The organism is Streptomyces sp. RerS4, from assembly GCF_023515955.1.
Taxonomy (GTDB): domain Bacteria; phylum Actinomycetota; class Actinomycetes; order Streptomycetales; family Streptomycetaceae; genus Streptomyces.
In genome coordinates this window covers 6,921,559-6,934,392 of record NZ_CP097322.1, presented here as the reverse complement: position 1 = coordinate 6,934,392, position 12,834 = coordinate 6,921,559, and the positions used below count along the sequence as shown (strand labels likewise).

The window sequence follows — 12,834 nt, the reverse complement described above, 5'->3', positions numbered from 1 at the left end:
GGCCGCCCCGAAGGGCCCCACCCTCCCCGGAGGCCGGCTGAGCGGCGCCTGCCTACCGGTCGTGGGAGAGACGGACCAGTTCGGCGAACGAGCCGTTCAGCCGGACCAGTTCGTCATACGTTCCCTGTTCGGTGATGCGTCCCGCGTCGAGGACGACGATCCGGTCGGCGAGGCGGCAGTTCTCCATGCGGTGCGTGACGATCACCGTGATCCGGTCCTGCTTCATGTCCCGCAGGCCGGAGAAGACCATGTGCTCCCCGCGCGGGTCCATGGCGCTCGTCGGCTCGTCCATGACCAGCAGGCCGGGCTTGCGGTGGAACGCGCGCCCGCAGGCCAGGCGCTGCCACTGGCCGCCGGAGGGCTCGTGCCCGCCCCAGATCGAGCGGGCCAGCAGCGTGTCCAGGCCCTGGGGGAAGTCCTCCACGGCCGTCCGCATGCCGACGGCGTCCAGGGCGTCCCAGACGGCCTCCTCGCCGCGCGGGTCGGGCCGGCCGAGGGTGATGTTCTCCCGGGCGGAGAAGGGCCAGTACCCGTATGACTGGGTGACGAGGCCGACGTGCTGCCAGGCGGTGCGCTGGTCGGCGTCGGAGGTCGGGACGCCGTCCCAGGAGACGACGCCGGAGGAGGGGACCGTCAGCGAGGTCAACAGTCGGATCAGCGTGGACTTGCCGGCGCCGTTCTCCCCGACGACGGCGACGACCTCGCCCCGGGCCAGGGTCAGGGAGATCGGTCCGAGGGCGGGAGTGTCCTTGCCGGGGTAGGAGTACGTGGCCTCCTCCAGCCGGATCTTCTCGGGCGCGCGCTCCATGACCTGCGGTCCGCGCGGGCCGGACTTCTCCGCGGCCTCCTTGACGAAGGTGGAGTAGTCGCCGAGGTAGAGGGCGTGCTGGAACATGGCCGCGCCGTAGACGACGAGCTGGGAGAGGGCGGCGGTGGAGGTCCGCATGGCGATGATCGCGGTGCCGGCGGCGGCGAGGGCCATGTAGCCGCCGATGACGAGCCCGGCGAGGGCCCCGTACGTCACCACGACGAAGGCGCCGGAGGCCGCGGCGGCGATCAGGTAGACGGTCAGGTAGCGGGGCGCCGAGCTGACCATGCGGGAGTCGATGCGCTCGCACACGGCCGCGTACCAGTGGTGGGCGTACGGCCTCATGCTGTTGCCGCGCAGTTCGTCGGCGAGCTTCGGGGTGGTCAGGTGCCAGCGCATCATGTGCTTGATGTTGCGGGAGGCGATGGTCTGGTTGTTGAGCTGGTAGTCGAGGCGGGCGGCGTACACGGAGCCGAGGCCGCGCGGGACCACCGACAGCATGAGCAGCGGCAGCAGGACGGGGTGGACCACGGTGAGGACGGACGCGACGGCGATCATGTCGATGAGGCCGCCGGTGAAGCCGAGGGCGTCCTGCAGGAGCATGGCGGAACGGGCGGATCCGGTCTCGGCGGCCTCGGAGCGCTCGGTGAAGTCGGGGGCGTCGTAGGCGGCGAGTTCGACGTCCATGTGGGCGTCGACCACGGCGAGGTCGGCGAGGGTGGCCATGCCGGGGTTGAGGCGGCGGGCCGCGCTGCCGGCGGCGATGGAGGCCAGGGCGCCGAGCGCGGTCATGGCGGCGGCGATGGCCAGCGGCCAGGCGGCGGCCGCGATGCGCTCACGGACGCCGTCGCCGGCCAGGAGCGGGACCATCGCGTGGGAGATGGCCGCGAGGCCGGCCGCGGTGCAGATCCCGCCGAGGACCTGGGCGGCGACGAGCACGTGGAAGGCGGTGCGGTTGACCGCGAGGGCGAGCCGGGCGGTCTGCCGGAGGGCGGAGGGGACCCGGCGGGCCATCTGCCGCAGCGACAGCGCCTCCATGGTCTCGTTGTGCCGGCCCCAGGTGTACGTGAACTCGGGAGGGGCGGGCGGTGCGGCGGCTTTCTCCTTCGCGGTGTTCGTCGCTCGTGTGGCCGGCTTGGTCTGCTGCTCTGACATGCGCCCTTCTCCTTCAACCGTGGTGTGGCGGAGGCCGGTTCGCACGCTCGCGCGCAGGGTGGAGAAGCCCGGCTCCACGGGTGTGGAGGGGCCGATGCGCGGTCGCGGGAACTGGAGGGAGTGAGTACAGCGCAGGCCGGCGCCCGGAGCAGCGGGATCTGGCCGACCTCGCGCGGCCGGCCCCCTTGGGCCGGCCGCTGATCACATTCGAAGGCCCCCGCACCTACGGGGTCGCGCCCGACCGAGGTTGGCCGGAACCGGCCGGTGCGGGGGTCGGACCACCGGAAACCACTTGCGGCCCCGCACAGGTCGATCGCGACGGTTCCCGTGTCCAAACGCCGCGCGGCACCGTCCGCATCGGCAGCACCCGGGCGGCAACTCCCCCGATGATCAACGACCTTGGCGCGTTCCCTATCATCTGTTCGGTTCCGGTCGGCCCGGCCGACGCGTCGGCACCGGTAACGCGAGTGATCACGATGAAAGGCGACGAAGACGTGGGATTCCCGGCGAAGTATCGAATACCCCTGGTCGGGGTGTGCACCGTCGCGGCCGTCGTCGGCGGCCTGCAACTGACTTCCACCGCCTTCGGCACGGAAGACCCCGGCGCCGAGCCGACGGCGTCGAGCATGCCCGTACCCCCGGTGCCGCCGGTGGACGAGGCGCCCGACGCCCACGCGCAGGACGCGGATGCCCCCGTCTCCGGCATCGACGCGAACACCTTCACCGACGGCGTCATGAAGCTCGACGCCGGCCGGCCGGCCGCGGCGCCCCGCGCCCTGGCGGCGGCCGGCGCTCCCCCGCAGGGCGAGGGATGGAAGCTGTCCGGAGCGACCAAGTGGCTCGCGACCGGCTACACGATCAAGTTCCCCGACCAGAAGTCCGCCGACTGGCTGGGTCCTTACGTGAAGGCGACGGCGGCGGACCTACAGCGCATCACGAACCTGCCCGTCACCGTCGACACCCGACCGGTGGGCTGGTCGTACGCCCGCCCGAAGGGCGAAGTGGTCATCAGTGTGCTGCACCGCCCCTGCCTGCCGCCGGCGGGCGAGGGCAGCATGGGCAGCACCGGCTGGAAGGTGGTCCGCGACGGTTCCGGCAGCCCGAACCTGAGCTGCGGCTTCACCTCGTCGTCGGTGGCGGAGACGGTCACCAGCGGCCACGCCTACATCGACGACGAGTTCTTCACGCCGGCCGGCAAGCCCACCGCGGCCATGGGCGAGACCTACATGCGCAACCACATCAGCCACGAGATCGGGCACACGCTGGGGCTGACTCACGCGAACCGCAGCCTGACCAAGGGGGATTGCGTCAAGGGCACCGATTCCGGCCAGTTCCCCGTCATGTGCTCGCCCGCGTACGCCTACCAGGACAAGCGGGCGGGGACGTACGTCCAGCAGTTCGACGTCCAGGGGCTGCGCCGGCTCGCCGCCGGCGCCGGAGCCGCGCTGAACCCGCAGGGCAAGGTCTCCGGCCCGGGCGGCAAGTGCCTCGACGTCAAGGGAGGCAAGGCGGCCAACGGCACGCAGATCCAGCTCTACACCTGCAACGGCACCGTGGCGCAGTCCTGGATCCTGGGCAAGGACGGAACGCTCCGCGCACTCGGAAAGTGCCTCGACAACTCCCGCAACCTGGCCGCCAACGGCAACAAGATCAGCCTCTGGGACTGCAACGGGTCCGCGGCCCAGCGGTGGTCGGTCAACGCCAAGGGCCAGATCGTCCACACCGCGTCGGGCAAGGTCCTCGACGTGAAGGGCGGCTCGACCGCCAACGGCACCGTGGTCCAGCTGTACACGGCGAACACCGACAAGCGGCAGGTGTGGGTCACCCCCAAGTAGCCCGCTCCGCCATGCGCCCCCGGTAGCCGCTCCCCGGCCGCCGGGGGCGTCCGCATGGCCGACGTCCGTCGGGGTGACACGCGGGAATGCCCGACCTTCGGCGGCGACTTGGCACCGGTCGTGAACGTCACGCGGGCCGGAGCGGGCGTCGGGCACCGGCCGCGACGCCCGCTCCGGTGCCTCAGGCGCCCAGGTGGTAGGCCTTGGCCCACTCCTTCTCGCCCTCGCCGGCGCAGGTGGAGGTCCAGGCGGGACCGAAGTTCGCCGGGATCGCCGCGGCCGACGAGCAGGTGAACGCGAAGCCCGCGTGACCACCGGCGAAGCGGCCGATGTCGACGCCGTCGGCCAGCGCGGCGCCGGCGCCACCCAGCACGATGCCGGCGGCCAGGACAGACGACGTCAGAGCAGAGCGAATACGCATGACTCTCCCAAGAATCTCGATGACGCGACCGAAATGGTGCGCGCGACCGGCTCAACATCGCGAGCGGCTTCCGGGGAACGCCTTTTCACTCCAATGGCCCGGCATGCTGCGCCGTACTGATTTCCCCGACCGTGTCGAGAATGGAGAGAGGGCTCCGACGTCTCCTGTGAGAGGCCCTTCGGGGCCACGAGCGAAGGAGTGGCACACCATGAAGTACATGCTGATGGTGCTCGGCAAGCAGGAGGACTACGCCGCCATGTCCGGCGCCGCCGGAAAGGGCGGTCCCGCCTGGACGGAGGCGGACCTGAAGGCGATGTTCGCGCACATGGAGGCCCTGACCAACGACATCGCGGAGGCGGGCGAGCTGGTCGACGCCCAAGGGCTGGCCTCGCCCCGGCAGGCCCGGCTGGTGACGGCGGAGCCTGACGGCACCCCGGTGGTGTCGGACGGCCCCTACGGCGAGACCAAGGAGGTCCTCGCCGGATACTGGGTCGTGGACGTGCCCGATTTCGCCCGCGCCGCCGAGATCGCCGCGCGGGCCTACCTGTGCCCCCAGCCGGAGGGTGCCCCGGCCTACCCCGTCGTCGTCCAGCCGATCGACGAAGGTCCGACGATCGAGGCGTGACGGAGGTGCCGGACGTGCCGGGAGTACCGGGAGTGCCGGACGTGTCAGGCGTGCCGGACGCGGCTGCCGGCGGTCCCGCCGTTCCGACCGAGGACCTGCTGCGCCGACTGACGCCGCAGGTCCTCGGCGCCGTGGTGCGCCGCTACGGACACTTCGACGAGGCCGAGGACGCCGTCCAGGACGCCCTGCTCGCCGCCACGCAGCAGTGGCCCGCGCACGGTCGCCCGTACAACGCGCGCGGCTGGCTGATCCGGGTGGCCTCGCGGCGGCTCGTGGACCGGCTCCGCGCCGACGAGGCGCGTAGGAGGCGGGAGTCGAACGACCTCGCCCTGACCCCGCGCGACGCCTTCACGGCGCCGCCGCCCGGCGAGAGCCGCGCGCCCGCCGAGGACGACACGTTGACGCTGCTCTTCCTGTGCTGCCGCGGCGATCTCTCCCCACCCGCGCGGATCGCGCTGACCTTGCGCGCGGTCGGGGGCCTGACCACGGCGGAGATCGCCCGCGCGCTGCTGGTGCCCGAGGCGACCGTCGCGCAGCGCATCAGCCGGGCGAAGCGGCACATCAAGTCCTCCGGGACGCCGTTCGCCATGCCGCCCGAGGGCCGGCGCGCGCGCCGCCTCGCGGACGTGCTCCACGTGCTGTACCTGATCTTCAACGAGGGCTACACCGCGACGTCCGGTCCCGACCTGACGCGCGTCGAACTGTCCGCCGAGGCCATACGCCTCACCCGGGCCGTGCACGCGTTGCTGCCGACGGACGGCGAGGTGGCCGGCCTGCTCGCCCTGCTGCTGCTCACCGACGCCCGGCGCGCGGCCCGTACCGGGCCCGACGGCAGCCTGATCCCGCTCGCCGAGCAGGACCGCTCCCGGTGGGATCGCGCCGCGATCGCCGAGGGGGTCGCGTTGGTCAGCGACGCGCTCACGCACGCCCCGCTCGGCCCCTACCAACTGCGCGCCGCGATCGCCGCCGTCCACGACGAGGCCCCGAGCGCGGGCGACACCGACTGGCCGGAGATCCTCGCCCTGTACGAGCTGCTGATCCGGCTGGTCCCCGGACCGGTGGAACTCCTCAACCACGCGGTCGCCGTGGCCATGGTGCACGGGCCGCGGCAGGCCCTCGCGCTGCTCCGCTCCCTGGACGAGGACGACCGGCTCGCCGAGCACCACCGCCTGCACGCCGTACGCGCCCACCTGCTGGAGATGGCGGGCGATCGGCCGGCGGCCCGCGCCGCGTACGCCGAGGCGGCGGCCCGTACCCTCAGCGCCCCGGAACGCCGCTACCTGCAACTGCGCGCGGCCCGCTTGGCGTAGTCACTCCACGCGTGCGGCGGAAGGCGCGGGGCCGAGGGTGCCCTTCAGGGTGGTCTGGAGGATCGGGGGGCGGTTCCAGAGGGCCAGGAGGTCGTTGGCGATGGCCACGACGGGGAGGGGGTCCTGGTCGCCGTGGACCTTGATGGCGGCGGCCGAGAGGGTGCGGGGGACGGCTTTCGCGTCGAGGAGGACGCGCCATTCCTCGGGGCCGAGCGCCAGGAACTCCAGGGTGGTGAGCGCGGCGATCTCCAGCGGGTCGGCGAGCGTGCCGGGGTAGGCGGCGAGGGTCCGCAGGCGCGGCAGGTCGGTGACCGGGGCGAGGCTGAGGGGTTCGGCGTCCCACACGCCGATGGACAGCACCTCCAGGCCGGGGTGTGCGGCGGCCTCGACGCTCGGCAGGCTTCGGATGTTGACGTGCGCCACGGCGGGCGGCCGGTCCGCGCCCGAGCCGCCGCCTCGCCGGCTGCGCCGGTTCATCACCAGGTCGGTGAGCGAGTCGGCGACGAGGTCGGCGCCGATGTTCTCCTCGTGGCCGATGATGACGACCTGCCCGGTGTGTCCGCGCGGGCCGGGCGTCAGATCGACGGCCAGCCGGTCCCCACCGCCGTTGTCACCGAAGACGATCCAACCGGGTGAGCCGACCAGCCCCTGCACCGCGGCGTCGGGCGCGGTGACCACCGCTTCCATCGCCGCGAACTCCCATCCACAGTGGCGCGACGACGCGTCGGCGATGTACAGGTCGTCCAACGCGAAGAGCTCGCAGCCGACCGCCACGCACGCACGCCGCGCCGCCTCGTGGTCGTCGTCATCCAGGTCCTCCCACCGTGAACGCGTCACCCGGTAGAGGGCCTTGAGTTCCTCGGGCAGGGCGACGCCCAGACGCGCCTCCGCGGCGGCGATCTCCGCCTCCGTCGCGCCGATGGCGTCGGGCAACCGCTCGCGCAGCGTCCGCTCCAGCAACGCGGGATCCGCCGAGGGAGCCGGCGCCGCCCCGGGCGTCGGATCGGGAAGCCGCCGCCAGGGCTCGGGAACGGCGCCCTCGACCAGGATGAGCACCCCCGGGTGCGGGGTTCCCATGCCGGGCTTGACGGCGGGGCTGGGCCCGAGCAGGCGGAGCGTGGTCGTCCCGTCCGGTGCTATGGCCGCCGTGAACGAGACGTCGTCGACTCCGACGGCCGCGAGCGCGCGCTGCACCCGCCGCACCGCCTCCGTCTCGTCCCGCATGTCCTCCGCCTGGGCAGCGCGACCGGGCGGGGGAAGCCTTCGCCGCAGCCGCAGACTCCAGCCGGTGCGGCCGATGCGTCCCGCCACGCGGAGGGAGGGGGCGGTGGTCTTCTTCTCCACGCCGCTGTCCCGCAGCAGCCGCAGCACGGGCTCCCAGGTCGCGAAGTCGTGCACCGCCGCCGATGAGGGCCAAAGAGGGTTCTGATCATCCATGCGCAGACCGTACGCCGGGCGACTGACAACCGCGGAGGTGGGCGTGATCAGCCGACAAACACCGCACTTTCGGTCAACCGTTCGCATCGCGCGTGGGGTTGCGGGGCATGATCGCCGACGATGTGGGTGGGGCATGAGGCCCCGAGCGGCGAAACGGGGCGGTGGCGGTGATGGCGGGGGCGGTCCGGCGGTGGGTGGTGGTCGGTTGGGCCGGCCTCGTTCTTGTGGGGGGTGGAGCCACGCTCGCCCTGCAGGGGAACGCGAGCGACGAGCCGTCGGGGCCCGCCCGCTGGGAACGCGTCACGCCCCCGGCCGAGGAGCCGACGCCGTGCGAGAGCGTCACGCCGGACGCCAAGGGCCGCCGCGGAAACTGCTTCCACTGGGAACGCGGGTAAGCGGGCGTCAGGAAACGGCGTCCAACGGCTCCGGCCCGTGGGCGACGGCGGCCCGGCGAATGCGGCGCGGTTGGCTTGTTCTCGACGGCGCATCCACAGAGGCGATTTGACGCTCCGTCAATCTGAGCGCTTCGATTGACCGATAAGGTTTGCCTTACCTAACTTTAGTGCTACGTTCAGGTCGTTCCCCGATGGACGCAGCTCGACGCCGCCCTGATCACGCGGCCGCTCCCGCACTGCCCGTCATGGTCCCGCGGTCCCGCACCGCGCGTGATGAACCGACCCCACCCACAGCCGGTTCGCCCTTGACTCCCCACGGAAACGGAACCCCTCGCCATGAGCACGGCAGCCGCTCCGCTCCGCCAGCTCGACGCCCACGCCGTGGCCGAACTCCGCCGGGCCGCGGAGCGGATCCTCTCCGAATTCGGCACGTCGGCGACCTCCCCCGCCCTCCTGAAGCGGGTGGCCGAAGGCGCCCGTACCCTCGGCGACGCCCTACGCCACCCCTGCCGGCCCGTCGACACCGCCGACGGCCTGTTCGTCCTGCGCGGTCTCCTCGTCGAGGACGCCGCCCTCGGACCCACCCCGGCCGGGTGGGCCACCGCCGGGGACAGTGGCGCCGTACACGACGTCGCCCTGTTGCTGCTGGCCTCCGTGATGGGCAACCCCATCGCCTGGGAAGGGCAGCAGGACGGGCGGTTCGTCCACAACATCGTGCCCTCCCCCGGCCACGAGGACGAGCAGACCGGTGCGTCCAGTACGGTCCTGCTCAGCCCCCACACCGAGGACGCCTTCCACCCCGGCCGCGCCCACCTGCTGATGCTGGGCTGCATGCGCAACCACGACGGCGTCGCCACCACCGCCGCCTGCGTCCGCAGGACCCGCCTCGCCGCCGGTGACGTGGACCTGCTGACCCGGGCGGTCCTGCCGATCCTGCCCGACGACGCGTACGCCGATGCCCAGGGGTTCACCGACCAAGACCCGCCGCCGGTCCCGGCCCTCTACGCCTCCGAGGACGGCCTGACCCTGCGCTTCGACCCCGCCTACACCCCCCTCGCCGCCGCCGACGACGAGGCCTACCGGGCGGCCTACGGGCGGCTCTGCGACGAGCTGGCCCGCGTATCGGTCGCCGTGTCCCTGAGCCCCGGCGAGGTCCTGGTCGTCGACAACGACCTCGTCGTCCACGGCCGCGTCCCCTTCCGCGCCCGCTACGACGGCACCGACCGCTGGCTCAAGCGCGTCTCCGTACGCGTCCCCGGACGGCGTACGCGCCCCCCGGCCGAAGCGGGCGAGCACGGCTACGGGCAGAGCGCCCTCGAAGCACACGCGAGCTGACCACCTCCCACCCGCGACCGCACCGGAGGAAGCAGAGCCCATGACCGACAGCCACGACGCACACGAAGCCCGGCCAACATCCGGCGACGGCAAGCACCTGCGGATCCTGTCCACCTCCGACCTCGCCGGGATCGACATATCCCTGGCCGACGTGGTGGACACCGTGGAAGGCGCCTACCTCACCCTCCACGCCGGCCGGTCCGACAACCCCCGCAAGCTCACCGTCAAGCCCGCCGACGGGCATTCGGTGTCCTACGCCATGCTCGGCCGCGACGGCGCCCGCGAGGTCGTCGCCATCAAGACGAGCTACAAGCACGGCCTGGACAAGGGCCGCGACGAGCAGCACTACTACACCTCGCTCACCCTCTACGACGACGTGACCGGTCTGCCCGTCGCGATGATGGACTGCTCCCGCATCGGCTCCCTGCGCACGCCCGCCGTCTCCGCCCTCCTCGCACGCGAACTGGCCGCCCCCGGCGCCCGGTCCGCGCTCGTCATCGGCACCGGAACCCAAGGACGCCTCGCCCTCCCCTTCCTCCTCACCACCCTCCCCGACCTCGAACGCCTCATGCTCTTCGGCACCCACCCCGAGGGCATCGCCGCCGTCCGCGAACGGCTGCGGACCCACTTCCCCGACCGGGACGTGGAGATCGTCACCGACCTGCGGGCCGCCGCCGGCGACGCGGACGTCATCGTCGCCACCGCCGGCGGGCACACGCCGGCCGCCGTGGAGGCCTCGTGGTTGAAGGCCGGCTCCCTCGCGATCCTCGTCGGCCACGGCCTGGCCCCCTCCACCCTGCACCACGCCGACCGCGTCATCGCCACCAGCGAGGCCCAGATGAACGTCACCGGCACCGACATGGCCGACGTCGACGGCAAACTGCCCGCCGTCGACAGCGAGTTCCCGCCCGTCATCGCCGGGCTCACCGCCGGTCGACACCACGCGAAGGAACGAATCTTCGCCTACAACAGCGGTCTCGTCGTCACCGACATCGCCCTCGGTCACCGCTTCGCCCAACTCGCCCTCGCCCAGAACCTGGGCACCGAGGTGCCACTGTGGCAGTGACCCCCCTCGACCCCGGGCGGCCGCCGACCCTGCCGGTCCGCCCGGACCCGGCGGCGGAGCGGGTGATGGCGTCCGGTCTGCTGCCCGAGCTGGCCTACGCGTTCGGCGGTCCGTTCCACTTCCTGCTGCCCGACGCCTTCGACACGAACCTGGCGGCCCTGCGGCAAGCCTTGGACGGGGCGGATGTGGAGGGCTTCGTCTACTTCGCGAAGAAGGCGAACAAGGCCGCCGTCTTCGTCGAACGGGCCGCCGCCGCCCGCGCGGGCGTGGACGTCGCCTCGGCCGCCGAGCTGCGCGAGGCCCTGGGGCACGGCGTACGCGGCGAGCACGTCGTCGTCACCGGGCCGGCGAAGGATCCCGCTCTGCTGCGCCCGGCCGTCCAGCACGGCGCGCTCATCGCGGTGGACGCCCTCGACGAGCTCGACGCGCTGGTCACGGGCGGGCCCGCCGGAGGCGACCGCCCGGCCAGGATCCTGCTGCGCGTCCTGCCGCCCGGACAACCGCACAGCCGGTTCGGCATGAACGACGCCGAACTCGCCACCGCCCTGGAACGCTGCCTCCGGGCCGGCGAGGCGGTGCGGATGGAGGGATTCTCCTTCCACCTGTCCGGCTACGAGATCCGGCCGCGCGCCGAACTGGCCGGCCGGCTGGCGGACCTGTGCCTCAAGGCACGCGTCCAGGGGCACGACGCGAGCCGGATCAGCGTCGGCGGCGGCCTGCCGATCAGCTACACCGACGCAGTCAGCTGGCGCACGTTCCTCGCGGCGCACGACGAGCGCCACTACCACGCGGGCAAGACGTTCGAGAGCGCGGACTTCTACCCGTACCACTGTCCCCGACCCGGTGCACAGGCCCTGGCGGACCTCCTCACCACCCGACCGGCGGGCCGCGACGAAACCCTCGCCACCCTCCTGAGGGACGCCCGGATCACCCTGCTCATGGAACCCGGCCGCGCCCTGCTCGACCAGGCCGGCGCGAGCGTCTTCACGGTGCGGGGCGTCAAGGACCGTGACGGCTACGGGCTGATCACCGTGGACGGGACCAGCCTGAGCCTGTCGGAGCAGTGGTTCAACAGCGAGTACCTGCCGGACCCGATCCTGCTCCCCCGGGACGCCGGCGATCAGGCGGACGGTGGCCCGTACCGGGCGAGCGTGGGAGCAGCCACCTGTCTGGAATCCGACATGCTCACCTGGCGCAAGATCACCTTCCCCCGCAGGCCCCGGGCCGGGGACCTCCTCGTGTACCCCAACACGGCCGGCTACCAGATGGACTCCAACGAGTCCCCGTTCCACGACCTGCCCCTGCCGCCCAAGGTCGTCATCGACCGTACGGACGGGGCGCGCCCGCGCTGGCGCCTGGACCGCCACTTCGCCTGACCCACTCTCCCCACCTGGAGCTGACGATGCCCGGAGCCCTTCAGCGACCCGCCGTGGTCTCCCGCGTGTCCGACCTCATCGGCTACACCCCCCTGTTGGAGCTCGCGAGAACCGAGACCGGCAGCCGCCTCCTGCTCAAGCTGGAGATGTTCAACCCCACCGGCACGGCCAAGATCCGCATGGCCCGCGCCATGGTCGACGCCGCCGAGGAGGCCGGCGTACTGCGTCCCGGCGGCCGGATCGTCGAATCCACCTCTGGCAACACCGGCCTCGGGCTCGCCGTCATCGCCGCCGAGCGCGGCTACACCTTCACCGCCGTCGTCGACCACCACGCCTGCCCCGACAAACTACGTGGCATGAAAGCCCTCGGCACCGAGCTCGTGTACGTCGCGGACGACGGCGCCGAGGAGTTGGCGACCGCCGCACGCGAGGAACTCGCGGAGGAGCTGTCCCGAGGCCGGGACAACACCGTCTTCACCGAGCAGCACAACAACCTGGCGAACGGCGTCGGCTACCACCCGGTCGCCCACGAGCTCGTGGAGGCCCTCGGCGGGAACATCGACGTCCTGATCGGCGCCGTCGGCACCGGCGGCGCCCTGTTCGGCACGGCACGCGAACTGCGCACGCTCATCAGCGGGTTCGGTATCGTAGGCGTCGAACCCAAGGGGTCCATCGCCTTCGGTGGCCCCGCCCACGACTACTACCAGTCCGGCACCGGCACCCCCGAGGGGGCGGAGTTGGGTGCGCTGGTCGATTTCGACCTCCTGGACGAAGGCGTCAAGGTCGGCGACGTCGAGGCCTTCGCCACCTGCCGCGCCGTCGCCCGTACCGGTCTGCTCATCGGTGGCTCGGCGGGTGGCGTCGTCCACGAGGCCCTGTTCCGCCTCGGATCGCTGCGGCCCGGCAGTACCGTGGTCGCCCTCGTCAACGACGGTGGCGAGAAGTACATGGACACCGTCTTCAACGACGCGTGGATGCGCGCACGGAACCTGTTGAGCCCCGACACCGAGCGGGAAATCGACGAACTCCTCGCCAAGCTCAAGCCCAAGCCCGGGGGAAACCGTTAAACCC

Annotated in this window: 10 protein-coding genes; 7 read left to right on the top strand and 3 right to left on the bottom strand. The window is 72.3% G+C overall.

The features are described from left to right. Positions 1–52 precede the first annotated feature (52 nt). Positions 53–1,963: an ATP-binding cassette domain-containing protein gene (locus tag M4D82_RS31090; protein ID WP_249770688.1), complete on the bottom strand. Its 1,911-nt coding sequence runs from the start codon at positions 1,961–1,963 to the stop codon at positions 53–55. 494 nt (positions 1,964–2,457) lie between these two features. Between M4D82_RS31090 and M4D82_RS31085 the strand changes: the two genes are divergently transcribed. Further along, positions 2,458–3,798 carry a ricin-type beta-trefoil lectin domain protein gene (locus tag M4D82_RS31085; protein ID WP_249770686.1) on the top strand — a complete coding sequence of 447 codons (1,341 nt, stop codon included), beginning with the start codon at positions 2,458–2,460 and terminating at the stop codon, positions 3,796–3,798. A gap of 181 nt (positions 3,799–3,979) precedes the next feature. Here M4D82_RS31085 and M4D82_RS31080 read toward each other — a convergent pair whose 3' ends face one another. Beyond that, a complete protein-coding gene (locus tag M4D82_RS31080; protein WP_249770684.1) occupies positions 3,980–4,219 on the bottom strand; it encodes a hypothetical protein in 240 nt (79 codons plus the stop codon). 208 nt (positions 4,220–4,427) lie between these two features. On the opposite strand from M4D82_RS31080, the gene M4D82_RS31075 reads away from it, so the two are divergent. Further along, a complete protein-coding gene (locus tag M4D82_RS31075; RefSeq protein WP_249770682.1) occupies positions 4,428–4,844 on the top strand; it encodes a YciI family protein in 417 nt (138 codons plus the stop codon). Positions 4,845–4,885: 41 nt separating this feature from the next. Next, positions 4,886–6,154, top strand: a complete 1,269-nt coding sequence (locus tag M4D82_RS31070) for an RNA polymerase sigma factor (RefSeq protein WP_502989104.1) — start codon at positions 4,886–4,888, stop codon at positions 6,152–6,154. Here the strand turns inward: M4D82_RS31070 and M4D82_RS31065 are convergent, their stop codons facing one another. Beyond that, a complete protein-coding gene (locus M4D82_RS31065; protein ID WP_249770680.1) occupies positions 6,155–7,591 on the bottom strand; it encodes an SMI1/KNR4 family protein in 1,437 nt (478 codons plus the stop codon). Between the two features lie 731 nt (positions 7,592–8,322). Here M4D82_RS31065 and M4D82_RS31060 point away from each other — a divergent pair. Genes M4D82_RS31060 through M4D82_RS31045 form a run of 4 tightly spaced genes read left to right on the top strand, consistent with a single transcriptional unit; the run spans position 8,323 to position 12,830 of the window. Then, positions 8,323–9,321: a TauD/TfdA family dioxygenase gene (locus tag M4D82_RS31060; RefSeq protein WP_249770678.1), complete on the top strand. Its 999-nt coding sequence runs from the start codon at positions 8,323–8,325 to the stop codon at positions 9,319–9,321. A gap of 40 nt (positions 9,322–9,361) precedes the next feature. After that, entirely contained in the window at positions 9,362–10,387 is a 1,026-nt protein-coding gene (locus tag M4D82_RS31055) for an ornithine cyclodeaminase family protein (RefSeq protein ID WP_249770676.1), read from the top strand. Beyond that, positions 10,378–11,763, top strand: coding sequence for a Y4yA family PLP-dependent enzyme (locus tag M4D82_RS31050; RefSeq protein ID WP_502989033.1), 1,386 nt, complete (start codon positions 10,378–10,380; stop codon positions 11,761–11,763). The genes M4D82_RS31055 and M4D82_RS31050 overlap by 10 nt, the downstream gene beginning before the upstream one ends. Positions 11,764–11,789: 26 nt before the next feature. After that, positions 11,790–12,830, top strand: a complete 1,041-nt coding sequence (locus M4D82_RS31045) for a cysteine synthase family protein (RefSeq protein WP_249770674.1) — start codon at positions 11,790–11,792, stop codon at positions 12,828–12,830. Positions 12,831–12,834: the final 4 nt, after the last annotated feature.

What these genes read in the sequence shown, in the direction of transcription:
- M4D82_RS31075 (WP_249770682.1), top strand. Translation starts at nt 4,428, where the DNA reads ATGAAGTACATGCTGATGGTGCTCGGCAAGCAGGAGGACTACGCCGCC.
- M4D82_RS31090 (WP_249770688.1), bottom strand. Translation starts at nt 1,963, where the DNA reads ATGTCAGAGCAGCAGACCAAGCCGGCCACACGAGCGACGAACACCGCG.
- M4D82_RS31080 (WP_249770684.1), bottom strand. Translation starts at nt 4,219, where the DNA reads ATGCGTATTCGCTCTGCTCTGACGTCGTCTGTCCTGGCCGCCGGCATC.
- M4D82_RS31045 (WP_249770674.1), top strand. Translation starts at nt 11,790, where the DNA reads ATGCCCGGAGCCCTTCAGCGACCCGCCGTGGTCTCCCGCGTGTCCGAC.
- M4D82_RS31060 (WP_249770678.1), top strand. Translation starts at nt 8,323, where the DNA reads ATGAGCACGGCAGCCGCTCCGCTCCGCCAGCTCGACGCCCACGCCGTG.
- M4D82_RS31065 (WP_249770680.1), bottom strand. Translation starts at nt 7,591, where the DNA reads ATGGATGATCAGAACCCTCTTTGGCCCTCATCGGCGGCGGTGCACGAC.
- M4D82_RS31055 (WP_249770676.1), top strand. Translation starts at nt 9,362, where the DNA reads ATGACCGACAGCCACGACGCACACGAAGCCCGGCCAACATCCGGCGAC.